At 65.2% G+C, this 23,417-nt stretch carries 18 protein-coding genes and 1 pseudogene; 10 read left to right on the top strand and 9 right to left on the bottom strand.

Annotated elements, in window-relative coordinates; all coding sequences use genetic code 11:
• Positions 1-1,558 (top strand): glycosyltransferase family protein (locus AC1P6P_RS08305; RefSeq protein ID WP_481401970.1); only part of this gene is annotated, 1,558 nt, incomplete at its 5' end.
• Here the strand turns inward: AC1P6P_RS08305 and AC1P6P_RS08300 are convergent.
• A complete protein-coding gene (locus AC1P6P_RS08300) occupies positions 1,545-2,531 on the bottom strand; it encodes an alpha/beta hydrolase (protein WP_481401969.1) in 987 nt (328 codons plus the stop codon). The two genes, AC1P6P_RS08305 and AC1P6P_RS08300, sit on opposite strands and share 14 nt — an antisense overlap.
• A 122-nt stretch (positions 2,532-2,653) precedes the next feature.
• On the opposite strand from AC1P6P_RS08300, the gene AC1P6P_RS08295 reads away from it, so the two are divergent.
• The 3 genes from AC1P6P_RS08295 (at position 2,654) to AC1P6P_RS08285 (ending at position 6,239) form a co-directional block, all read left to right on the top strand.
• The gene (locus AC1P6P_RS08295; protein WP_481401968.1) at positions 2,654-3,163 is read left to right on the top strand and encodes a GNAT family N-acetyltransferase; all 510 of its coding nucleotides are present in this window, start codon (positions 2,654-2,656) and stop codon (positions 3,161-3,163) included.
• Between the two features lie 29 nt (positions 3,164-3,192).
• On the top strand, positions 3,193-5,343 hold the full coding sequence (locus AC1P6P_RS08290; protein ID WP_481401967.1) for a TonB-dependent receptor: 2,151 nt from the start codon (positions 3,193-3,195) through the stop codon (positions 5,341-5,343).
• Between the two features lie 89 nt (positions 5,344-5,432).
• A complete protein-coding gene (locus tag AC1P6P_RS08285; RefSeq protein WP_481401966.1) occupies positions 5,433-6,239 on the top strand; it encodes a TSUP family transporter in 807 nt (268 codons plus the stop codon).
• Between the two features lie 175 nt (positions 6,240-6,414).
• Here the strand turns inward: AC1P6P_RS08285 and AC1P6P_RS08280 are convergent, their stop codons facing one another.
• Positions 6,415-7,908, bottom strand: coding sequence for a phosphomannomutase/phosphoglucomutase (locus AC1P6P_RS08280; RefSeq protein WP_481401965.1), 1,494 nt, complete (start codon positions 7,906-7,908; stop codon positions 6,415-6,417).
• Between the two features lie 148 nt (positions 7,909-8,056).
• Between AC1P6P_RS08280 and cobA the strand changes: the two genes are divergently transcribed.
• The 6 genes from cobA (at position 8,057) to AC1P6P_RS08250 (ending at position 17,172) form a co-directional block, all read left to right on the top strand.
• Positions 8,057-8,902 carry a uroporphyrinogen-III C-methyltransferase gene (gene cobA, locus AC1P6P_RS08275; RefSeq protein ID WP_481401964.1) on the top strand — a complete coding sequence of 282 codons (846 nt, stop codon included), beginning with the start codon at positions 8,057-8,059 and terminating at the stop codon, positions 8,900-8,902.
• Between the two features lie 101 nt (positions 8,903-9,003).
• Complete coding sequence (locus tag AC1P6P_RS08270) at positions 9,004-9,534, top strand: hypothetical protein (protein WP_481401963.1); 531 nt, start codon at positions 9,004-9,006, stop codon at positions 9,532-9,534.
• A 21-nt stretch (positions 9,535-9,555) separates the two neighbouring features.
• Positions 9,556-10,068, top strand: a complete 513-nt coding sequence (locus AC1P6P_RS08265; RefSeq protein ID WP_481401962.1) for a PAS domain-containing protein — start codon at positions 9,556-9,558, stop codon at positions 10,066-10,068.
• A gap of 134 nt (positions 10,069-10,202) precedes the next feature.
• A complete protein-coding gene (pepN, locus tag AC1P6P_RS08260; RefSeq protein ID WP_481401961.1) occupies positions 10,203-12,818 on the top strand; it encodes an aminopeptidase N in 2,616 nt (871 codons plus the stop codon).
• Between the two features lie 442 nt (positions 12,819-13,260).
• Positions 13,261-15,510, top strand: coding sequence for an FG-GAP-like repeat-containing protein (locus tag AC1P6P_RS08255; RefSeq protein ID WP_481401960.1), 2,250 nt, complete (start codon positions 13,261-13,263; stop codon positions 15,508-15,510).
• A gap of 135 nt (positions 15,511-15,645) precedes the next feature.
• A complete protein-coding gene (locus AC1P6P_RS08250) occupies positions 15,646-17,172 on the top strand; it encodes a sensor histidine kinase (RefSeq protein WP_481401959.1) in 1,527 nt (508 codons plus the stop codon).
• Positions 17,173-17,519: 347 nt separating this feature from the next.
• On the opposite strand, the gene AC1P6P_RS08245 is transcribed toward AC1P6P_RS08250, so the two are convergent.
• From AC1P6P_RS08245 to speD, 7 genes and pseudogenes are all read right to left on the bottom strand, one after another.
• The gene (locus tag AC1P6P_RS08245) at positions 17,520-18,086 is read right to left on the bottom strand and encodes a periplasmic heavy metal sensor (protein WP_481401958.1); all 567 of its coding nucleotides are present in this window, start codon (positions 18,084-18,086) and stop codon (positions 17,520-17,522) included.
• 1 nt (position 18,087) lies between these two features.
• On the bottom strand, positions 18,088-18,423 hold the full coding sequence (locus tag AC1P6P_RS08240) for a hypothetical protein (protein ID WP_481401957.1): 336 nt from the start codon (positions 18,421-18,423) through the stop codon (positions 18,088-18,090).
• Positions 18,423-18,983: pseudogene (locus AC1P6P_RS08235) on the bottom strand (RNA polymerase sigma factor); the annotation flags it as partial. The pseudogene AC1P6P_RS08235 and the gene AC1P6P_RS08240, both read right to left, overlap by 1 nt.
• Before the next feature lie 23 nt (positions 18,984-19,006).
• On the bottom strand, positions 19,007-20,089 hold the full coding sequence (locus tag AC1P6P_RS08230; RefSeq protein WP_481401956.1) for a hypothetical protein: 1,083 nt from the start codon (positions 20,087-20,089) through the stop codon (positions 19,007-19,009).
• Complete coding sequence (locus AC1P6P_RS08225; protein ID WP_481401955.1) at positions 20,086-21,504, bottom strand: phytoene desaturase family protein; 1,419 nt, start codon at positions 21,502-21,504, stop codon at positions 20,086-20,088. The genes AC1P6P_RS08230 and AC1P6P_RS08225 overlap by 4 nt, the downstream gene beginning before the upstream one ends.
• Positions 21,501-22,844, bottom strand: a complete 1,344-nt coding sequence (locus tag AC1P6P_RS08220) for a phytoene desaturase family protein (protein ID WP_481401954.1) — start codon at positions 22,842-22,844, stop codon at positions 21,501-21,503. The genes AC1P6P_RS08225 and AC1P6P_RS08220 overlap by 4 nt, the downstream gene beginning before the upstream one ends.
• A gap of 171 nt (positions 22,845-23,015) precedes the next feature.
• Complete coding sequence (gene speD, locus AC1P6P_RS08215) at positions 23,016-23,408, bottom strand: adenosylmethionine decarboxylase (RefSeq protein ID WP_481401971.1); 393 nt, start codon at positions 23,406-23,408, stop codon at positions 23,016-23,018.
• Positions 23,409-23,417: the final 9 nt, after the last annotated feature.

The following is a 23,417-nucleotide window of genomic DNA, read 5'->3' as shown; positions in this document are numbered from 1 at the left end:
GCGGACCGCAGCGGCGGTGCAGCGCTACCTCTCCGCCCCCGGACCCGAGGGCGCCTTGAACCGCGGCTTCGCAATTTTGGCTGTCGTGACCCTGGTGACCGCCTGGTTCAGCGAGACCTTCTTCTTTCCCGACGAGCACTTCCAGATTCTCGAATACATGGCGATGAAGCTGGGCATCACCAGCCCCGCCGATCTGCCCTGGGAATTCGGCGCGCGGGCGCGTCCGTTTCTGCAGCCCTTCCTTTATTATGTAATCGTCCGGCCGCTGCGCGCACTTGGCCTTACCGACCTGTTCGACCTGATGTTCGTGCTGCGGCTCGCGACCGGCATTCTGTCGTTGGCGGCGCTATCGACGTTCGCGCGCTGGATGCTCGGGACCCTCGAACGCGACGACGACAAGCGCGCGTTCGCGGCAATGCTGCCGTTCATGGGCTTCCTGCCTTATCTCTTCGTACGCACCGCGTCTGAAACCGCGGCTTGCGCCTTTTTCACCTTCGCCCTGGTGCTGGCAATGCGCGGCGGAATGCGACGGCTGCTGATCGCCGGGTTCCTGGCCGGGGTGGCGTTTGAATGCCGCTACCAGAGCGCGTTCATGACCCTCGGCCTGATGGCGTGGCTGGCGTTCCAAGGCCGCACGACGCGGAGGGGTCTCGCGCTGTTCACCGGGGGTGGACTGCTCGCCGTCGCGGTTGCGGCGCTGATCGACCGCTGGGGTTATGGCGTCTGGTGCTTCCCGCCGTGGACCTATGTCGACGTCAATCTGGTGCAGGGCGTCGCCGCCAAGACATTCGGCACCTCGCCGCTCTTCGCCTATTTCTATCTCGAGCCCGGCACCATTTTCGCACCGATTACCGCCGTCTTGATGATCGCGATGGTGGTGTCATGGGTGCGTTCGCCGCGCCATGCCGTGACCTGGGTGACGCTGCCGTTCTTCCTGGTGCACTGTTTCATGGCGCACAAGGAGGAACGCTTCCTCTTCCCGCTCGCCATCTTTGCCACCGCCTGGCCGGTGCTGGCATTCCCGCGGCTCAAACTGTGGCGCACGTCATGGATCGGAAAGCTGGTCGGCTGGAGTGCGGTGGCCGCCATGCTGTTCCTCGCCGTGTATCCGTTCGGCATCCGGCCGCACATGAAGATGGCGAAATACCTCTATCGCCACTTCCCGGCCGGACTGCACGCCTACAGCTTCGATACCGATCGCTTCGAAGGCTATCCGATGGTGCGGCCGAAGCCCTATCGCATCGACGTCCTGCGCCACACCCAGGACCTTGAAGCTGCGCTGGCGCAGGGGCCAGTGTACCTGTTCTCGGACACCCCGACGTTGCCGGTGACGCTGCCGAAGGGCATCGGCGCCAAGCTGGAATATTCCGAATTCGTCCTGGCGCGGACCCATGCCGCGGCGGCGACGACGATCATGTGCCGGGCGGCGGATCTCAAGCGCAACGGCCCGATTCATCCGCCGAAGCTGCAATTCCTGACGCTGTTCCGCCTCGAACGCGGCATTGCCAACGAGACTGTCGCCTCGCCCTGCATTCCGGTCTGGTCTAAGCGGGTTTGAACCAAGCGTGGGCGCGGCCCCAGGCAAGGAAGAGATCGGGCCATGCCGCGCACGGCTTGCCGGCGGCGCCAGCGATGCCAAAGCCGTGGCCGCCTTTTTCGAAGGCGTGCAGTTCCACTGGAACCCTGGCGGCCATCAGCGCCTGATAGAGCGCCAAGCCATTGCCGAGCGGAGGCACCGCCGGATCGTCGCCGGCAAAACAGATGAAACTCGGCGGTGCCGCGGCTGTAACGTGCAGCTCGCAGGAGTATTTCGCGATCGCCGCAGCCGACGGCTCGGGGCCGAGCAGCTTGTCGCGCGAACCGGTATGCGCCTTGTCGCTCATGGTGACGACCGGATACATCAGCGCGGCAAAGGCGGGACGCGGATCGGATGCATCGGCTGCATCGATCGGCGCAAAGACCTGTTCGCCATAGCGCGTGGCGAGCGAGGCGGCGACGTGACCGCCGGCAGAAAAGCCGAGCACGCCGACGCGTGCCGGATCGATGCCGTAGTGGCCGGCATAGGCGCGCACCAGCCGCATGGCGCGCTGGGCATCCTGCAACGGCACGTCGGAGCGGTCGGCCCAGCCCTCGCCCGGGAGCCGGTACCGCAGCACGAACACGGTGATGCCGGCGGCATTGAAGCGGCGGGCGCTTTCGAAGGCCTCCTTGTCGATCACGGTGCGGACATAGCCGCCACCCGGACACAGCACGAACGCCGAGCCATCGGGCTTGTCGGGCCGGAACACGGTGAGGATTGGCATACCGACGCTGTCGACATAGCGGTCGTGCACCATGTCGGGCGTTGGCGACCGCTCGACGATGCGCGCCTTGAGCTGCACGCCCTCACCGCCTGGCGGCGTCGCCGGCCACAGCGGAATGATTTCGGTCGGATCGGTCGACAGCGTGCCGTCGGACTTCATCGTCTCACCCTTCGCGCTCATCGCCGTCAGCGCCGCCGCGCCAAGACCCAACACCGTGCGCCTGTCCATGATCCGCCTCCGTGTTGGCCACAGGTTTAGCGGCTTGACGACAACGGCTCAAGCAAATGTCGGATGCGCCCTTGCAACGGCGCCTGCTAATGCCCATTTCAGAGCCAAACCGGGAGGAGTTCATGGCCATCCGCACCTGCCGTGACGACGAACAGCCAGCCATCGCCGCGATCGTCAACGCCGGGGCCGAAAAATACCGCGGCGCGATCCCGCCCGACTGCATTCATGATCCCTATATGAGCGCCGCGGCGCTGGCATCGGAAATCGCCAGCGGCGTGATGTTTTGGGGATGGGAGGAGAACGGCGAACTGGCCGGCGTCATGGGACTGCAACTCGTCAAAAACCAGCCTCTGATCCGTCACGCTTACGTGCTGCCGTCGATGCAGGGCAAAGGTTTCGGTTCCAGGCTGCTCAAATTCCTGATCGCCCGCTATGACGGTCCGATTTTGGTGGGAACCTGGGCCGACGCCGCCTGGGCGATCGGATTCTACCAGCGCCACGGCTTCGTCATGACGACCCGCGCCGAAACCGACGCGCTGCTGCGAACGTACTGGACAGTATCGGACCGGCAGATCGAAACCTCGGTCGTGCTGACACGCGACCCTCTCGCCAAAGAGAGCGCGGCAGGCTAAGGACGCATCGCTCTCACCGGAAGGTCGCGATGTTTCGTAAGCTTGTCCTCGTATCTGCCGCCATCGCTCTCGCCTGCCGCGCCGAGGCCGGCGAAGAAGTCGTCGTGACCGCATCCAAACTCGGCAGCGCTACGCCGCAGAACACGCCGCTCGCGTTAGACGTGTTTGGTCCGGCGGATTTGCAATCGCGCAACGTCGCAAACCTTACCGATCTCGGCAATGTCATGCCGAATGTGCAAATCGACGATCTCGGCACCGCGCGCGGCATTGCCAACATTTCCATTCGCGGCATCGGCGTCAATTCCTCGATTCCCTCGGTAGATCCTGCGGTTGGTGTGTTCGCCGACGGCCTTTATCTCGCCATGAACGCCGGATCGCTGACCGAGCTGTTCGATGTCGACAGCATCGAGGTGCTGCGCGGGCCGCAAGGCACTCTCTACGGCCACAACGTCACCGGCGGTGCGGTGCTGATCCATACGCGCGAGCCCGGCGACACGGTGGATGTGCGCGGACGGATCGCGACCGAGACCGGGCCCAACACAACCGTGGAAGCCGCGATGGGCGGCCCGGTAATCGCGGACAAGCTTTCCGTCCGTATCGCGATGATTATTGGCCGCGATGATGGCTGGTTCACCAATCGCTTCGACGACTCGAAATTCGGCGCCACCTCGCGCTATGCCGTGCGCACCTCATTCAAACTCACGCCCGGCGACGGCATCGATCTCATCGTGCGCGCCGAACATGGTCAGGATAATGGCGACGGCCCGGCGGGCCAGAACCACGCGTTGTTCGCGCCCGGCACGTTCGGCTTTTCGATCGACGATCGCGGCCGCGCCGCCACCGATTGGACCCAGGTCACAGCGCAAGCCAACGCGCAACTCGGCACCGGCACTATGACGGCTCTCGCCGGCTGGCGGTCCGCGACGGTGCCATGGGCGGCCGATATCGACTCGACGCCGCAGTTCGTCTTTCACACCCGCATCCTCAACGCCGAAAGCCAACACAATGGTGAGCTGCGCTACGCGCTCGACGCCGGTGCCGCCTCGCTGGTGGCGGGCGCCTCGTACAGCGACGAAAGCCTGCTCTACATCGACGAACGCAATTTCTCGCCGACGTTCCGGCGCACCGGCGGCGGCCAGGGCTATTTCCAGGATTGGGACGGGTTCGCGGACGGCTCCTGGCACGCCACCGAAACGCTGAGTGTCCGCGCCGGATTGCGCGCCACCTATGAGCACAAGCATTCGCGCATTTCGCGGGTGCGCCGCGCCGCCGACAGCATTGGAGGCGCCCCCGGCGAAGGCCTCGATGGCGGCGACATGGATGCGAAAACACTGGTGTTTTCCGATACGCCGTTCTTCCAATCGTGGACCGATTTTTCACCGCGCCTCGGCGTGCAGTGGACAGCTGATCCGCAGACGGATGTTTATGCCAACTGGTCGCGCGGCTTTCGCGGCGGCGGCGCCAATTTCCGCACCTCCAGCCTCGGCCTGAAACCGCTGGCCTACGATCCGGAAACGGTGAGCACGTTTGAAGCTGGCCTCAAGCGGCAATTTACCGACGGGCATTTCGATGTCGCCGTATTCCACAACCACATCGACGACATGCAGCGCGAAACCAATCTCGCCGATCCGGTTTCCGGCGTGCAGCAGCTGGTGCTGAACGCGGGCACTGCGGATTTGTATGGCGGCGAGGTGGACGCGCGTTGGAATGTCATCGATCGCTTCGCCATCGCGGCGGAGGCCGGCTATGTGCACGGCGCTTATGCCAAGGTCACGGCCGACCTCAACGGCGATCTTGTCGTCAACGATGCCGACAAGCACATGCGCATTCCGCGGCTTGCCCCGCTGAGCGCCGGGATTGATGTCTTCTACACGGCACCGTTGGCCGGTGGAACGCTGGAAACCCGCGCCGGCTGGCACCACCGCGATGCCTCCTATTACAACGACACCAATCTCGGGCGACTGGCCGAGACCGATCTGTTCGATGCGCGCCTCGCCTTCGTGCGCGGCAATCTCAGCGTCGCCGCCTATGGCCGCAATTTGACCAATGTCGCCACCTGGGGCGGCGATACCACGCTGCCATCGACCGCCCCATTCGGCTATGCCGGCGGCGCCCGCCCGACCTTCTCGCCGCTCAACAAGGGCCGCGTGCTCGGCGTGGAGGTAGGCTGGCGCCAATAGCAGAGGCGCCCGGTGCCGCGATGTAATCGCGCTATCCCTCAAACCTCGCAACTCCTAATCTTGATTTTCAGGCAGGCGCGGGTGACGGCATGGATTTCTTGAGCGGCGGCAACGATCTCGGCACCTTGGGGCTGGGACTTCTGATTGCGGGCGCGGCGGCGGGACTGGTGTCGGGCGCGCTCGGACGCGGCGCCGGATTGATCCTGGTGCCAGCATTGTTCCTGGCTGCGCGCAACGCCGGCTTGACGCCCGACAAAGCCTTTCACCTCGCCGCCGGGACCGGATTCGCCGCGCTGCTGCCGTTGTCGCTGGGGCTGCTCGCGACCCGCGTCCCCGATTGGAACCTCGCCCGCCGCGCCGCCCCAGCCCTTGCGATCGGGGTCATCGTCGGCACCTTCGTCGGGCTGACGCTATCAGCGATGATCCTTGTGCTGATTTTCACCGTCGGCGGGCTCGGCACCGTGGTGTTGACCTTCGCGAACGCAAAACCACGCCCGGCCGTATCGCGATGGCGTGCGATGATTGCGGCGTGCCTGCAAGGCGCGCTCGCCAGCATGCTCGGCCTCAGTGGTGCGGCGTTCGGCGCGCCGCTGCTGACCGCGAGCGGGCTTGCGTCCGACAAGGCGAGCGCCAATGCCAGCCTGTTCGCCGTCGCCATTACCGCGGCCGGAGCCGTGGTCGCCGTCGCCGCCGGATGGAACATGCACGAGCTGCCGCGCTACTCCTACGGCTATGTCAACCTGATGGCCTTCGCCGTGGTCGCCCCCACCGCCTTCGCCACATCCCTGATCTCCACCCACTATGCCAACGAGTTCGAAGCCAAAAAGGTACGCGTCCTCTTCGCCGCGATCGCGACGTTTTCGGTGGTCAGGATGGCGTGGAGCGTGGTTGGATGAAGCGAATAGCGAATAGCGAATAGCGAATAGCGAATAGCGAATAGCGAATAGAAAAAGGGCCTGACGGGTCGAAACCCGTCAAGCCCCTGGTAAAGCCCCCTTCGGCCCTGCGGGCCACTTCCCCCACGGTCTTCGTGCCTGCGTCGCAAGCCGCGTTGCCCGCGGGGGCAGAAAGCTAGATTTTCTGATCGTACTCGCCGACTTCCGGATGCTTCGACAGGCGGGCGTCGAGGTCCTTGAAGATGGCGTGCATCGCCGCGTCGGACGTCGGGCTTTCGACCACCACCACCAGCGAGGGCTTGTTCGAGGACGCGCGCACCAGGCACCAGGTGCCGTCTTCCAGCGTCACGCGGACGCCGTTGACCGTCACGATGCTGGCGATGTCCTGACCAAGAATCTTCTCGCCCTTGGCCTTCAAATCCTCGTATTCCTTGGTGATCGCGGCGACGACATTGTACTTGGCGCCATCGGAGCAATACGGGCCCATGGTCGGCGACGACCACGTCTTTGGCAGCGTCGCTTCGAGATCCGACAGCTTCTTGCTGCCGGCGTGATCGAGCATCTCCAACACCGCGATAGCGGCAACCACGCCATCGTCATAGCCGCGGCCATAGGGCGGATTAAAGAAATAATGACCGCTCTTTTCAAAGCCGGCCGTGGCGCCCAGTTCGGCGGTGCGGCGCTTGATGTAGGAGTGACCCGTCTTCCAGTAGTCGGTCTTGACGCCGTTGGCCTTCAACACGGGATCGATGGTGTAGATGGCCGTCGATTTCACGTCGACGACGAACTGCGCATTCTTCACCTTGGCAGAGATGTCGCGCGCCAGCAGCACGCCGACCTTATCGGCGAAGATCTCCTCGCCCTTGTCGTCGACCACACCGCAGCGGTCGCCGTCGGCATCGACGCCGACGCAAAGTTCGGCGCCATACTTCTTCACCGCCGCCGCCATGGCGTGCAGCATGTGGAGATCTTCGGGATTGGGATTGTAATTCGGGAAATTGTAGTCGAGCGCCGTGTCGACTTCGATCACTTCGGCACCGATGCGGCGCAGCGCTTCGGGCGCGAACAGGCCGGCCGTGCCGTTGCCGGTTGCCACCACCACCTTGATCGGGCGCGACAGCTTGTGGCCCTTGGTGACGGCTTCGAGATAGGTCTCAATGAAATTCTCGACGAAGGTGTAGCTGCCGCCGGGCTGTTCCACGCCCTTGTTGTTGAGAACGATATCCTTGAGCCGGTTGATCTCGTCGGGGCCGAAGGTGAGCGGCTTCTGGCAACCCATTTTGACGCCGGTCCAGCCATTCTCGTTGTGACTGGCCGTGACCACCGCGACGGCCGGGCAATCGAGCGCAAACTGCGCGTAATAGGCACAGGGCGTCAAAACCAGGCCGATATCGACGACTTCGCAGCCCGCCTGCATCAGCCCGAGCGTCAGCGCGTTCTTGATGGAGAGTTCATAGGAGCGGTAGTCGTGGCCGGTCACAACGCGCTTGACGCCTTCCTGCATGTAGTAAGTGCCAAGGCCCAGACCCAGTGCCTGAACGCCCATCAAATTCAGCTCTTTGCCGAACAGCCAGCGGGCATCGTACTCGCGGAAGCCGTTCGGGGTGATCAGCGGGAAAATCTCGTTTTCGAAGGTGTTGGGCTTAAGGTCCGAGCGGGGTTTGAGCATGGCGCTATGGTTTCCAAGTTGGCGAAGCATGGGTGTAACGCAAGCAGGGCCTGAAGGGGAACGCCAAGAAGGCAAGTTTCGCCTGAAAGATGGCTATTTTACCCAATACGAACGTGGTACACTATATTTCACAATGCCGGATTGATAAATGACATCTGACCTCACCACCGCGGCGGAGCGCGCCGCCATCCAGAAATTGGCGACGGCGCTGGCCCTGCCCGCCTTCGAGCCCGGCACTGTGTGGCTGGCAGGCGCCGGTCCCGGCGATCCCGGACTGATCACGGCGCTCGGGCTGTTCGCAGTGAGTGCGGCCGACGTAATCCTTTACGACGCGCTGGCCAACGAAAGCCTGTTGACGCTGGCGCGGCCCGGCGCCGAACTGGTTTTCGCGGGCAAGCGGGCGGGCGTCACATCGTGCAGGCAGTCCGAGATTTCGCGCACCCTCGTCGCCGTCGCCCAAAAAGGTAAGCGCGTGCTGCGGCTGAAGGGCGGCGATCCCCTGGTATTCGGGCGCGGCGCCGAAGAGGCGCTAGCCTTGGCGCAAGCGGGCATCCGGTTCCGCATCGTGCCTGGCGTAACGGCGGGTATCGGGGGCCTCGCCTACGCCGGCATCCCGGTCACCCATCGCGACACCAATCACGTTGTCACCTTCCTCACCGGCCATGGCGCCGACGGCCAGCTGCCCGACCTCGACTGGGCGGCCATCGCCAAAGGCTCGCCGACGCTGGTGCTCTATATGGCGAAAAAGCATGCCGGCGACATCGCGGCCCGGCTGATCGAGGCCGGGCGGGCGCCCAGCGAACCGGCGGCGGTGGTCAGCAACGCCTCGCTCGATGCCCAAGTAGTACACATCACCACCCTCGCCGATCTCGGCGACGCCGCCGCAGCCCAAGAAGGTCCCGCGATCCTGGTGATCGGGGAGAACGTAGCGTTACGGCAAGGCATGGACTGGTTGACCGGCGCGCTCCTGCCGCCGCTCCGGCAAACCGGCTGAGGGTGGTCGCGCTGCGACTTGGCGTTGGGTCAACGCCGCAGTGTTTAACCCGGCCTTAAACGGCTGGCGCTTACACTTTCACAACTGTCCGGAGAACAGGCATGGCCAAGGCCCAGTTCCATAAGAACCAGCGCGTCTACGTCCGGCCTGTGGGCACATGGGCGCTGGTCGAGCGCGTCGTGCCGCAGTGGACCAAGGGCCTCGATGAGCCGATCCGCGTTGTCTACGATTGCGGCCTGGGGCGCGATTTCGTTGCCGAGGAACTGCAGCAGGAAGAACCGACCCCGGAAAAGCTGCAGTCGCAGAACGAACGCTGGCGCGTCACCCGCGCCCGCAACAAGTGGCAGCCGACCGAAGATTGCTCGCGCCACCCCGTGCCCGGCACCTATCCGGTGGTGATCACCGGCGAACAGGACTGGGGCGGCTGGCGCGTGCCAGGCGCCGAATACGACCTCAATCCCAACCGCATCGAGCGCCAGGCCCGGCTGATCGCCGCGGCCCCGCTGCTCGAACGCCTCGCCACTGCGCTCGTCAACTGGGCGCGCAAATCAGGCGAGGATATGCCGACCGAACTGGCGAACTATGCACACGACGCCCAGGACATACTCACCAGGATCGAGACGGGGAACTGAGCGCCTGTAAGGGGGGCGACCATGTCATTGCACGCTGCCACGAAATGCATTCCCGAAAGCTCGGTGTTCAACGACATCGCCGTCGATGGCATCGACAGCGCGGTGCTGCGGTCGGGTTACCGCTATTGGCTTTCCAAATGCGGCGGCCGCCGCTTCCCCTGCCGCGATGACATCCGCCCGCGCGAAATCGCCTCGTCGCTGCGCTACGTTACATTGATCAAGGTCGAAAACGGCGACTTCGTCTACCGCATCGTCGGCGACGTGATCGTGATGAGCTTCGGCCTGCCGCTGCAGAACCGGCGCATGAGCGATCTCGCCTATGACGAACCGGGCTTCGACCTGATCGTCATCCCGCTGCTGAAAAAAGTGGTGGAGGCGCGTGCCCCCCTGGCGGTGCGCGGCAAGGTCGGGCGCGACGTGCTGCATGTGAACTTTACCCACAGCGAAAACCTGCTGCTGCCGCTGGGGCCCGACGACGATACCGTCGACCACGTCCTGACCTTCAGCTCCTACGTGTCGCAGCCGTTCGGGTAAACCGCGCCGGCTGGGGATTAACGCCCTCGCCGCCCCCATTCGGCCCCATTTGCGCGCCAAATCTCGTGAAACCCATCGAATGACGCGGGCCGCTGCGGTATATCCGTGCGGCCGCAAAAAGACGGATCCTGCGCATGCGCACCGACGAGCCCCACGCCGTTCATCTCAAGGACTACCGCGCCCCCGATTACCGCGTGCCGGAAATCGCGCTCGACTTCACTCTGGATCCGCAGGCGACCCGCGTTGCCGCCCGCATGCGCGTGATCCGCAGCGGCGCTCCCGGTGCCCCGCTGGTGCTCAATGGCGAGGCGGTAAAGCTGGTCTCGGTGGCGATCGACGGCCACCCGTTGAAGCCGGACCAGTACACGCTCGAACCGGAACTTCTGATCATTCCCGAGGTGCCGGAGAAATTCGTCCTCGACGTGGTGACGGAAATCGCCCCGGCCGAGAACACCCTGCTGTCGGGCCTCTACACGTCGAAGGGGCTGTTCTGCACCCAGTGCGAGGCCGAAGGCTTCCGCCGCATCACTTATTTCCTCGACCGCCCCGACGTGCTCGCCGTTTACACCACCCGCATCGAGGCCGACAAGAAGCTCTACCCGGTGCTGCTATCGAACGGCAATCTGATGGAGCGGGGCGATCTTTCCGGCGGCCGGCATTTCGCGGTGTGGAGCGATCCCTTCCCCAAGCCCTGCTACCTGTTTGCGCTGGTCGCCGGCGATCTCGGCGTGTTCGAGGATTCGCTCGTCACGATGTCGGGCCGCAAGGTCGATCTCAAGATTTTCGTCGAGCACGGCAACGAGCCGCGTGCCCTCTACGCCATGGACAGCCTGAAGCGGGCCATGAAATGGGACGAGCAGGCCTACGGGCGCGAATACGATCTCGACATCTTCATGATCGTCGCCGTCTCTGCCTTCAATTTCGGCGCGATGGAAAACAAGGGCCTCAACATCTTCAACGACAAGGTGCTGCTGGCCTCGCCCGAAACGGCAACCGACGACGATTACGCGCGTATCGAGGGCGTCGTCGCGCACGAGTATTTCCACAACTGGTCGGGCGACCGCATCACCTGCCGCGACTGGTTCCAGCTGTCGCTCAAGGAAGGCTTCACGGTTTTCCGCGACCAGGGTTTCTCGGCCGATCAGCGCTCCCATGCGGTCAAGCGCATCGAAGACGTGCGGGCGCTGCGCCTTCGCCAGTTCCAGGAAGACGCCGGTCCCTTGGCGCATCCGGTGCAGCCGCAGAGCTACATCACCATCGACAATTTCTACACCTCCACCATCTACGAAAAGGGTGCCGAAGTCATCGGCATGCTGAAGACGCTGGTGGGCGACGAGGCGTTCCGCAAATCGACCGATCTCTATTTCACCCGTCATGACGGCCAGGCCGCGACGGTGGAGAACTGGGTGAAATGCTTCGAGGACGCGACCGGTCGCGACCTGACGCAGTTCCGCCTGTGGTACGCCCAGGCCGGCACGCCGGTGATCACCGCCGCGGGCCGCTACGATGCGGCGGCGAAAACCTATGCGCTGACCATCGGCCAATCGCTGAAGCCGACGCCGGGACAGCCGGACAAGAAGCCGATGCACATTCCGGTGCGCCTTGGCCTCGTTGGCAAGTCGGGCGTCGCCCTGCCCCTGACGCTCGAAGGCGAGAATGCGACCGGCGCGGATGAACGCGTGGTCGAACTGACCGCCCCGGAACAGACCTTCACCTTCATCGGCGTCGAGGAAGCGCCGCTGCTGTCGCTCGGCCGGCGTTTCTCGGCGCCAGCGGTGTTCGCGCATGAACAGAGCGCCGAAGCCCGCACGCATCTGATGGCGCACGATCCCGACAGCTTCAATCGCTGGGAAGCCGGTCAGGCCGCCGCCCGCACCGCCATGCTGGCGATGATGCAGGGCGCCGCGGCCGATCCGCTCTACGTCGCCGCCATCGGACCGGTGCTCGACAAGGCACTGGACGACATGGCGTTCGCCGCGAACATGCTGTCGCTGCCGCTCGAAAGCGAAATCGCAATGGCGATGGACGTGGTCGATCCCGACGCCATCCATGCCGCCCGCACCAAACTGGTGAAGGCCGTCGCCGCGGCGCACACCGGCAAGTTCGCCGACATCTACCGCAAGCTCGGCGACACCGGGCCGTTCTCCGCCGATGCCAAAGCCGCCGGCAAGCGGGCGCTGCGCAACGCGGCCTTGCGCTTCCTCACCGCGTCGGACGACGACAGGGCCGCCGAGTTGGCGCTCAACCACTACCAAGCGGCGTCCAATATGACCGACATGATCGCCGGTGTCGCCGCCTTGACCCGCATGGCCTCGCCGCACACCGCGCGCGCTCTTGCCCATTTCCACGACCGCTTCGCCGCCGATCCTTTGGTGCTCGACAAATGGATGGGCCTGCAGGCCCTGAGCCCGCGCGCCGATACGGTGGAGCGCGTCAAGGCGCTGATGAACGATCCGCATTTCGACATGAAGAATCCCAATCGCGTGCGGGCGCTGGTGGGCGCGTTCTCCGCCAACCAGCTGCGCTTCCATGCCGCCGACGGCGCCGGCTATCGCCTGGTCGGCGAGGTGGTGCGCCAGCTTGACGGCATCAACGCCATGGTCGCCGCGCGCATGACCGGCGCCTTCGAAACCTGGCGCCGCTTCGATCCCGCGCGTCAGGCGCTGATGCAGGCCGAACTCGACGCGATCCTGAAGACGCCGGGCCTGTCGTCGAACATGTTCGAAGTCGTTTCGAAAATGCTGGCGTAGCGATCGGTACAAGGACTTCACCATTGAAGCGCGGCGGCGCCCGGACGGGTTCCGCCGCGTTTTTCTTTGCTGCCGATTTGGATCAAATCCCACACTTTTGTGACCAAAAGCGGACGGAGATTTCAAACGGTTCGAAACTCCGTGCACGAACTTTCGAACGCTTCAAAACAAACTCCGTAGTCGATACAGTTCGCTTCAATTTCATTGGCTTTTGTCACAGCCACATCGTGCGGCATGCCGCCTCACGATTGTATCAGTCTGTCGAATCCTGAATCGGAAGTATTGCAAACAAGCGCGCTTGCGCTTGGAAACGCGTGCGTTTTTCGCACTGCTTCGATTGCTTAGGGAGATCTACGAACGACGCCCGGTCACGTAGCGCTGCAAGAATTTGGAAGCGAAAAGAAACCAAGACTCCCCACGCGCAATCCGAACGAGGCAGACCATGCCGACCTCTCCCACGATGCAAGATGAAGTCTCATTCCTAACCGGCGTGAAGGCCGATGGGACCTTGACCCCCACCTCCTATTGGGGCTGGAACTCCGACACTCCGGCGACCTACTCGACCTCTTGGGTTCGCGCCTCCAAATTCGGCGCCACGACCGCGGGGACACCCGGGGGCACGGTCTATTTCTACTTCAACCCGGCCTCGAACTGGACCGCCGCCGAGCAGGCCCAGCTCACCGCCGGCCTGGCCTTGTGGGCAGCGGTCGCCAACATCAGCTTCGTCAAGACCACCACCGCCAGCCAGGCCAAGATCACCTTCAATCGCGGCAGCGACGGCGGCGCCTACACCTACACCATCTACAGCGCCACCAGCGGTGCCGACGCCGTCGGCAGCAAGACGCTCGGCACCATCACCTCGGCGCCGATCTCGCTCGACACCAGCCAAGCCTGTTTCTCAGTCAGCGGCGGCTTCTCGAACTACGGCGGCTACGGCATCGAGACATTCCTGCACGAGGAAGGCCATGCCCTCGGTCTCGGCCACGCCGGCCCCTATAACGGCGCCGTCAACACCACCACGCAGCAGTTCAGCGCCTATGACAATCGCCAGTGGACGATCATGTCCTACATCAACGGCGGCCAGACCGGCACCTATTCATCGCAATATCCGGTGACCGGCACCAACTGGAACGGCAATTATCCCACCACCTGGATGCCGCTCGATATCCTGGCGGTCCAGCAGCTTTACGGCGTCGCAACGTCGACCCCGCTCTCCGGCGGCCAGACCTTCGGCTTCAACTGCAACGTCGACGCGTCGATCAAGCAGTTCTTCGATTTCACCGTCAACAAGAACCCGGTCATCACCATCTGGGACAAGGGCACCGGCAATACGCTCGATGTTTCCGGCTTCAGCCAGGCGGCCACCATCAACCTAAATCCCGGCACCTATTCGTCGACCACCGGCATGAAGAACAACATCGCCATCGCCTTCAACACCAAGGTCGACCGGCTGGTGTGCGGCAACGGCGCCACGACCGTCACCTGCAACGACGACGGCGACACCATCGTCGGCGGCAGCGGCAACGACGTCTTCACCGGCGGCGCGGGCAACGACATTTTCACCGGCGGCAGCGGCACCGACACGGTGAAATATACGGGAAACTTCTCCGCCTATACCCTGACCTACAATGCCAATGGGTCGCTGACCGTTTCCGGCAACGGCGCCGGCACCGACACGCTGACCGGCATCGAAACACTCCAGTTCGCCGACCAGAGCTACACCGTCACTGCAAGCGGTGGGTCGACGGGCGGCGGCTCGACCACACCTCCGCCGGCAACCGGCGCCAAGATCGTCCAGCGCGACTTCAACGGCGACGCCAAGGGCGACGTGCTGCTCGCGGTCAGCGGCAACACCACCATTCAGGTGTGGACCATGAACGGGGCGACACGCAGCGCCACCGCCACCTTCACCGCGCCCAACTCCAATTTCACCAACGTCCGCACCGGCGATTTCAACGGCGACGGCAAGTCCGATCTTTTGTGGCAGAACGTGGTGACCGGTGCGATCCAAATCTGGACCATGAACGGCACCACCAAAACGGCGACCGCGACGGTCACGACGCCCGCATCGCCGGCTTGGCAGGTGGTGGCCGTCGGCGATACCGATGGCGACGGCAAATCCGATCTCGTGTTCCAGAACGGCAGTCAGGTCCAGGTCTGGCAGATGAACGGCGGCACCGTCGTATCCACCGGCACCATCTGCAATGCACCGTCCGGCTTCAAGGTGATCTCCAGCGGCGATTTCAACGGCGACGGCAAGGCCGACATCCTGTGGCAGAACACCTCCACCGGCGCACTCGAGATCTGGCAGATGAACGGCACCAGCGTCGCGAGCGACACCGTGCTGGCGTCGAATCCGGGGACCGGCATGAAGGCGATCGCCACCGGCGACTTCAACGGCGACGGCAAGTCCGACATCCTGTTGCAGAACACCTCCACCGGCCAGGTGGCCGTCTGGTTCATGAACGGGTCGACCGTGCTTTCCGGCAGCGGCAATGCCTCCAAGAACCTTGGCTCGGCGTGGACCGCCTGCGGCTCGGCCGACTACAACGGCGACGGCTTCAGCGACGTGCTGCTGCGCAATGCCTCCACCGGTCAGTACGAAGCCATGATGATGAGCGGCACATCGGTGTTGTCGGCCACCCCCCTGTCGGTCAATCCAGGGACCGGCTGGCACGCCATCGCGAGTTAGGCCAGAGCGGCCTTGGGGCGGGTGCGCGGGCGGCTCAGGACACACCCTGAGTCGCCTGTGCCCCTTCACACCGAGTCAAGTGATTCTCATAATCCCGAGAGCGCGAATCACCGGACCGCGCAGGACACGGGATTCATGGCGGGCCTCACAATCGCAATTCGGCCGCTGTTGGGCGGCACGCTGGCGAAAATCGCGGGCCTGTCGACGCGCAACATCCGCCTGACGGTGATCCTGTGCGTGGTGGTGATCGCCGGCAGCTTTGCCGCAGCGGGCGCCCTCCAGTTCCACTTCGAAACCGCCAACGCCAACCGCGAGGCGGCCTTTTTCCAGACCAAGCGGGCCGAAGACGTCGCCGCCATGGTCGGCGAAACGCTGGCGCGCCAGCACCGCATCGGCCGCCAGTTCGCCGCCGGCGAAATCTTCACCCTGCCACCCGATGTCTCGGCGATCGCGGTGTCGGACGCGCTCGGCAAGGTCTCGTCCACGCTCGGCGATCCGATCCCGATGACCACGCTCGCCGGGCTTGCCATCGACCGTCCCGCCGTGGTCGGCGACGGTGCCGCGACCGTGATCGTATTCCGCCAGGGCATCGACATCATCGCCGTACGTTTCCGCCCCCTGGTGCCGGCCGGGGTGCTCAACAATCTCGCCATCGCCGGCGCCAATGGCACACCCATCGCCGGCACTCCGCTTTCCGGCAACACCATCGCCGCCGCGGTGCCGTCGTGGCCGCTGAAGGTGCTGGTGCCGACCGAAGACCCCGGCGCCCTCAGCGCCTGGTATGGCGCCATGCCGCTGTACCTGTTCGTGATCCTCGGACCGGCGCTGGTCGGCGCCTGGCTCGCGGCCGTGTTCGTGCGCGAATTCGAGCGCCGCGCCAAAACGTCGGAAGCGATCCGCTCCTTGCGCTCCACCCGCCCGGCCGAAGCGCGCCTGTTGGTGCGCCTCGCCAACGCCGAACGCGCCGCAATCGAAAGCCAGCGCTCCAAGAGCGAATTCGTCGCCCACATGAGCCACGAGCTGCGCACGCCCCTCAACGCCATCATCGGCTTTGCCGAGGTGATCGAGCGCGGCTTCTACGGCCCGGTCGGGCACAAAAAATACGTCGAATACGCCCGCGATATCGAAATGGCCGGCCGCGCCCTGCATACCAAGGTCGGCGACATCCTCGAATTCGCCGACATCGAGGCCGGGCGCTATCCCTTCAAGCCCGAACGCTTCGACGTCGCCGACGTCGTGGAAGCCTGCGTCGCCGAAAGCGGCGGCCGCGCCTTCTCGCGCCGCATCACGCTGAACCTGCTGCCGTCGGCGCCTTCGGAAGTGTTCGCCGATCCGATGGCGGTGCGCCGCATCGTGATGAATCTTCTCTCCAATGCCCTCACCTACACGCCCGACAGCGGCCGGGTGACGGTGTCGATCAACGAGGATGCCGGCGCCATCTCGATTGCGGTCGCCGACAGCGGCGGCGGCTTCTCGCCGACCGAACGCTCGACGGCCGGCGTCGCGTTCCGGCGGTTTTCGCGCGTCGGCGTGTCGACCGGCACCGGCCTGGGCCTTGCCATCGTGGTGGCGCTGGCCCGGCGCATGGGCGGCGCGCTGCGCCTCGAAAGCGAACCCGGCGAAGGCACCTCGGCGGAACTCAGGCTGCCGAAAGCGGCGTAAAGCGGCGGAGGATTACACGCGATCGGAGCACCTCTCCGTGTCATCGCCCGCAAATGCGGGCGATCCAGGTCGTGTTGCTCAGTCTCGACGGCAATGGCGAAATTTCTTGTGCTGCCGTGCGGCGAGACCTGGATGGCCGCAGTCGCGGGCCATGACAAGTTCGCCTCGCGGCGGTCTCGGTACAATTCAGCGGATTTAATGGAAATGGGGAAACCTCCCGCACAGTTCAAGGGGAGTTTTTCGGGTGCGACATTTCGAACAAAACAAATACAATTCAATCAGTTGCCAAACAGACCGCTGAGAGCAATGTGCGTTCGCACCTTTTCGCCGCAGCACCGGACAGGCGATCACTCCTCGCGCGGCGGGCCTTCGCCGTTGGGGCGGGGACCGTGCCAACCCCCGAAGCCGCGGCCGCCGTGCGGTTGCCAATCGAGCACGCGCTTGCGCTGATCGGCGCTGAGGATTGCGCTCGCTTCCGAAGCCGTCTTGATCGCTTCCAACTCGAGCGCGGCGTCGGCGGCTTGCATGCGGCCGAGCGCTTGGTCGAGCGCGGCACGATCGAGCATCGGCGCCTCATAAATTTGCAGCACGTCGCGACGGGCGGTGATGGCCGTATCGCGCAGCGTGTCCATGCGATCGCGGTGGGAGCTGGCGACGGCGTGCAGCGCGTCCTGCTTGTCGGGCGCCACCGCCATCAGGACATGCGGCGACATGATCAGGCGTACTTGCTGACGTTCGGCCATTCCGGCCATGCCCGGTCCGCCCATGCGCCCGCCACCCGGCATCATGGGATGGAAATAATGGATGCGGACCACGGCCGTCGCGATAATGCCGACCAGCACCAGGTTGATGCATACGGAGATGATAAGCGCCACATTGCGACGCGGCCGTTCGGGCGGAGAGATGGCGCTCATCTTACTGGTCCCTGTCCAAATCCAGATCGGGCGTGGTGTCGGAGGCGACAACGATCTGCTCGGTCGCGGTCGAACTGGTCGTGGTTGACGGTACGAAGACGCCTGCGGTCAGCCCGAGGATCAGCGACAGCGCCAGCACCGAGGCCGGCTGCCATGCCGGAGCACCGGGCCACAACCGCTCGCCGAAGCGCGCCAGCAATCCCGTCCGCCGCACCGCCAGCCGGTCGAAATCGGCCAGGATGCGGGCTTCCAGGGCCGCCGGAACCGGAGTGGTCGGCAGGCTGCTGAGAATTCGTTGCGCGAACTGCCGATCGTCGATCGGTTGGTTGTCACTCATCACTCCGCTCCATCCCGCAAATGCGAGAGTTTCGTCCTTAACGCCCGTCGCCCGCGCGCCAGCAGGCTTTCTAATGCTTCAACGCTGATCCCGAGGATCTCCGCCGCTTCGATATTGCCCCGCTCCTGATAATGGCAGAGCAGGATCGCGGCGCGCTGGCGCTCCGGCAGTTCCCTGAGCGCCGCCGACACTTCGGCCTCCAAAGCGGCGGTCTCAAGACCCCGGTCGGGCGCGTCGGCGCTGTCGGGAACATCGGCCGCCGCCTCGATCGGTTCCGTCGGCCGCTTGCGCAAGCGGTCGTAACATTGATTCAGCGTCACCCGGTAGAGCCAGGTTTCGAACTTGGCCTTGCCCGGCTGCCAGCGCGAGGCATGGGTCCAGACCTTGAGAAACGCCTCCTGAACACAGTCTTCGGCTTCGGCCTGGCCGGTCAGCATGCGCCGCGCCAAGGCCAGCATGGTTGGCAGATGACGCGCCATCAACACCTGGGCCGCGGCGCGGTCGCCCTGGCCGACGCGAACGACAAGATCGGTATCCGGATCGACTACCATTCCGGCTTCATCCTGCCGCCCCTCATCAGGATCTAAACGGGTTCAGCGCCGGCTTCCGTCGCGGGAACCGGCAAGAAAGGCAGCGCCACCGGGCGGCAGCGGATCGCGTCAGCCGTTAACCATCCTTCCGGCACCGGATCAGGCAGCACAGCGAATCCGATGGCCTGCTTCATGGCCGGGGAATAGCGCACCGTGACGAGTCGGCCAACCGGCACCGCACCTTTGAGCAGAGCCGTTCCAGGCCGGGCGGGTTCGCCTTCGAACACGATCCCTGTGAGCGCCGTGTCAGGCCCTGCCGCCAGGACCCCGGCACGCCCGTTGAACAGATGAGCGCGATCGACAACCGCCGTCAATCCGAGCGCCTGGGGCGTCGGCGTGGTCGCAAAACCCTCGCGGGCGGGGGCGTAGTCGCGGTCGGACTGCACCATGCCGCTTTCGGTTTCGAGGATATCGAGCGCCGCCTGCCCGGCCGGCAGCAAGGCATAGGGATGGCCTGCCGCCATCAGCCGATCCCACACCACTAGGGCGTCGTCGGCGAGACAGCCGATCACAAAGCCGAGGCCCGAGCGGGCCAGCGATACCTCCAGCCCGCGCCAGCTCGCAGGGCGGAACGACAGCGGCGGCAGCCCGGCCGGAAAGCCGGCGGCGCGGAGAATTTTGCCGGCAGCCGGACCGATCAGCGCCAGCGCGCCTTCGCGGCGCGTACAATCGTCCACCGTGACGCCATACAGCCGCGCGGCGCCGGCGATCCAATCGAAATCCTCGGTCGCGGAGACGAGGCGGAAGCGAGTGCGGTCGAGGCGGATCACAACGCCCTGCCCGCGCACCGCGCCGGCATCGTTGAGCCACAGCACTTCCATCGTCGCGCCCATGCCGAGCGCGGAGGCATCGCGACTGAACAGGCGCGACACCAGCGCCGAAACCTCTTCGCCGGCAAGATCCAGCCGCCACTGCCACGAGACGTCGGCGATCACCGCCCCGAACCGCGCCGCGATCGCTTCCTCGGCGACACTGCCGTAATGGGTGGCGAGGGTGAAGGTGCCGCGGTTCTCCCAGGCATTGAGGCGGTTGGCTTCCACCGCGCGGGCATGAAACGGCGTCGCGTCGAGGCTCATGCGGCCGCTCCATCTTCGACGACCATGGCCGCCGCAATCCGCGCCGCCCGTCCCGACACGCACGGCATCGGCTCGGCCGACGCGCCACACAGATAAAGCCCACGCACCGGCGTCGCGATGCGCGTCCGCCAAGGCGCCACCATGTCGGCGAGGCATAGCGCATCGGCCGGTTCGGGCGGTACGAAACCAAGACCGGTGATGCTGGCGGCAAGGCCCGGAGCGTGATGGGCCAGCATGCGCACGACGGTCTGGATGAGCTGCGGTGCCAACGTTTTCCAGTCCGCGGCAATCGGAACCGGTCGGATGCGCACCGACAGCAGCACCGCATGCGGCTCCTGCGGCGGCGGATCATTCGGTTCGAGCACGATGGCTTCGAGGAAAAGATCGGAGGGAATGACGCCGGTGCGTGCCTCGCCATAGGCCGCCACTACGCCATCAAGCCTGTCGCCGATGACATAGCGGGCGGGCTCGGCGAATGCCGGCGGACAAGCCTTCAACATCAGCACCAGCTTGGCCTCGCCGACCTCGGCCGCCGTCCCGATCCGCCGCGCCGCTGCAAATCCCGCCGCACCCGGCGGCAGGAATCCGAGCAGCGTTTGTTTGCGCGTCAGGCTCGACAGGATGGTGCGGCCCGGCACCGTTTCGCCCGAGGTCAGCACCGCGCCGCGCACTGCTTCGCCATCGAGATCGAGCTTGCCGACCTCGGCATTGAGACGCACCGTGACGCCGGCGCGCGCCGCCGCATGCATCAGCGCCTCCACCAGCACGGCGGGACCGCCGGCCGGCACCGCGATGGCCCCTTGCAGTCCGCACATCTCCTGCGCCGCCTGCCACGCCAGCACCAGCGCGCTGCCAGGCGCCGACGGATTGGCCGCCAGCGCATCGAAGGCGAACGCAGCCCGCGCCATGTCGGATTCGAAGGCGCTTTCAAGAAATGCCGCCGCCGGCGTCACGCTCATCCGCCGGAGCCGGGTACGGACGGGTTCGTCGGCGACATCGCCGTCCTCCCACCACAGCGCCCGCATCGCCCGCGCGAAGGCGAAATGCTCGCGGCGGAAGGCGGTAAAGCGCGCACCATCGGTTTCATTCAGGATGGCGAGGCGGCGCTGGCATTCGTGCACATCACGCGGCAGCGTCAGCGTTTCGCCATCGCGCATCAGCGTCAGCGGCAGATCGCGCTCGGCGAACGGCAGCGCCTTCGTCAGCTTCAATTCTTTCAGCACGCGCGGATCGAGCGCCGAAAATGCGTGCGGCCCCGTCGGCACCGCCAAATCCCCGACCGGCACGCGATTGGCGCAGATCCCGCCCGCCAGCGCGCCCGCCTCGAGCACCGTCACGTCCGCACCCGCCTTGGCGAGGTAGATCGCGGCGATGAGGCCGGAAGGTCCGGCGCCGATGACGAGCACGTCGCTCATGCGCCCCCCAAATCGGTCAACACCGCGGTGGCGGCGGCGACGCCCGAGGCACACGTCGCCAGCGGTCCCAGCGCCGACGACGGTCCGGCGAGATAAAGCCCGGCAATCGGCGTGCGGCAGCCGGTGCAGCGGGCGAGATCGGCAAACGGGCGGAACGACAGCATCTGGCTCGCGGACAACGCACCGCCGGACAGATCGCCTTCGGTAAGCCCGAGCCGGGTCTCGATGTCGGGCGGCAGGATCAGTTCGGCGCCTTTCAGCTTGGCCGACGTGCCGGGGAAGATTTCGTCGACCAGCGCCAGGGCGCGGCGCTGCAATGCCGCCCGTTTGTCGTCGCTCCAGACGCCATCGAATGGGATATGCGGAATGGCGGCGAGCGTGATCGTCACCACCGCACCGCCGTCGGGCGCAAGATAGGGATCGACCGCCGACACCAACCGCACCACCGCCGGCGGGCGTTCGGCAATGAGACCGGCGGCCCAGGCGCGCATCGCCTCGCTCAGCGACGCGGCGAGCGTGATCGGGCGGCGCACCAGATCGGGATCAAAATTTTTCGGCAGCGTCGGCGGGCTTTCGAGCGCCAGCAACAGTCGCGCGATGCCCGGCGCGGCGCGGAAAGCCCCGATGCGCTCCACCAGCGGCTTGGGCAATTGGTTCCAGGTGAACAGCGACAGGAAGGTGCGGCGCAGATCGAGGGTGGAGATCACCGCGCGCGCTTCCACTTCGCGGCCGTCGGCGAGCCCAACCGCCGCGACGCGGCCATGGCGACGGCGAATGTCGGTCACTTCGGCGCCGCAGACGATCTCCGCGCCAGCTTCTTCCGCCGCCCGCCCCAGCGCAGCACCGAGCGCGCCGAGCCCGCCGCGCGGCAAGCCACCAGGGGGACCAGCCAGCAGCGCCAGCACCCCGCGATCGGGATCGCCAAAGCCCTCGCCGCCGCATTCGATGCCGCCGCGGGTCGCCAGCTCCTCGCCTGGCCACGGCGTTAGGGTCGCGCGACGGAACCAAGAGTGCGCCGGCTTCGTTGCTGCATCGGCAAAGACGCGCGCGATGACGCCGTCACGGATGGCGCCGATCACCCCGCCTGCCTCAGCCGGAGGCGTCAGGATGGCGCCGCGACGGGCCAGATCGAGATCGCGGAAAATCGCCGGCGGAATCGCCGGCAGTTCATCGGCAAACGGCGAAGCACGAAATCCGGGCGCGAACACCTGCGTGATGCAGCGCCCGCCCGGCGCAGCGGCGCGCTCGGCCACCAGCACCTTGAGACCGCGGCCGGCCAGCGTGGCGGCAGCTGCCAGCCCCTCTGCTCCCGCCCCGATGATGCAAGCGTCGTAGCGCAACTCAAAGTCCCCGCCGATCCGCCGCCATTATGGCAGAGCGCGGCAAAGAACACAGTTAATCAGGTGGAGAAATCATCCTTCGAGACGCCCAAGGGATGAGGCTGGAAAAAACAAGGGCGGAAACGGTGTTGCCGCTTCCGCCCTTTAATGAAACTCGCGCTTTGAGGCTGATTAGAGCACGCCGCGCTTATGTTCGCCGATCACCAGGCGACCAGGATTGAATGCCGCCTTGAACACCGCGAGAGCTTTGCGGGGCTCGGCATCTCCACACATGAAGACATCGAAAGCCGCATAACCCTTCTCGGGCCAAGTATGGACGCTGATGTGACTTTCAGCGAGCACGGCAACGCCAGAAATACCGCCGCCATCGCCGAATACATGCAGATGAATATGCAACAGGGTGGCCCCTGCCGCCTTCACTGCGTCCCTAAGCGCTTTATCAATCCTATCAAGGTCGTCGAGACCCTCGGCGTCCCATAGATCAATTATCAGGTGACTTCCCGCATAGGTCAGTCCGTTACGCGTGATGAAGTGGTCCTTGCGGTCCTCATCCCCAGGGGGAATAGGAACCGG

The sequence above is a fragment of the Rhizomicrobium sp. genome (assembly GCF_056722145.1).
The sequence above is the reverse complement of the archived record's forward strand: the minus strand, read 5'-3'. Positions and strand labels throughout refer to the sequence as shown.

Bases quoted from the DNA above. Each gene is read 5' to 3' on its own strand.
- AC1P6P_RS08300 (WP_481401969.1), bottom strand. From the start codon at position 2,531: ATGGACAGGCGCACGGTGTTGGGTCTTGGCGCGGCGGCGCTGACGGCG.
- AC1P6P_RS08295 (WP_481401968.1), top strand. From the start codon at position 2,654: ATGGCCATCCGCACCTGCCGTGACGACGAACAGCCAGCCATCGCCGCG.
- AC1P6P_RS08290 (WP_481401967.1), top strand. From the start codon at position 3,193: ATGTTTCGTAAGCTTGTCCTCGTATCTGCCGCCATCGCTCTCGCCTGC.
- AC1P6P_RS08285 (WP_481401966.1), top strand. From the start codon at position 5,433: ATGGATTTCTTGAGCGGCGGCAACGATCTCGGCACCTTGGGGCTGGGA.
- AC1P6P_RS08280 (WP_481401965.1), bottom strand. From the start codon at position 7,908: ATGCTCAAACCCCGCTCGGACCTTAAGCCCAACACCTTCGAAAACGAG.
- cobA (WP_481401964.1), top strand. From the start codon at position 8,057: ATGACATCTGACCTCACCACCGCGGCGGAGCGCGCCGCCATCCAGAAA.
- AC1P6P_RS08270 (WP_481401963.1), top strand. From the start codon at position 9,004: ATGGCCAAGGCCCAGTTCCATAAGAACCAGCGCGTCTACGTCCGGCCT.
- AC1P6P_RS08265 (WP_481401962.1), top strand. From the start codon at position 9,556: ATGTCATTGCACGCTGCCACGAAATGCATTCCCGAAAGCTCGGTGTTC.
- pepN (WP_481401961.1), top strand. From the start codon at position 10,203: ATGCGCACCGACGAGCCCCACGCCGTTCATCTCAAGGACTACCGCGCC.
- AC1P6P_RS08255 (WP_481401960.1), top strand. From the start codon at position 13,261: ATGCCGACCTCTCCCACGATGCAAGATGAAGTCTCATTCCTAACCGGC.
- AC1P6P_RS08250 (WP_481401959.1), top strand. From the start codon at position 15,646: ATGGCGGGCCTCACAATCGCAATTCGGCCGCTGTTGGGCGGCACGCTG.
- AC1P6P_RS08245 (WP_481401958.1), bottom strand. From the start codon at position 18,086: ATGAGCGCCATCTCTCCGCCCGAACGGCCGCGTCGCAATGTGGCGCTT.
- AC1P6P_RS08240 (WP_481401957.1), bottom strand. From the start codon at position 18,423: ATGAGTGACAACCAACCGATCGACGATCGGCAGTTCGCGCAACGAATT.
- AC1P6P_RS08230 (WP_481401956.1), bottom strand. From the start codon at position 20,089: ATGAGCCTCGACGCGACGCCGTTTCATGCCCGCGCGGTGGAAGCCAAC.
- AC1P6P_RS08225 (WP_481401955.1), bottom strand. From the start codon at position 21,504: ATGAGCGACGTGCTCGTCATCGGCGCCGGACCTTCCGGCCTCATCGCC.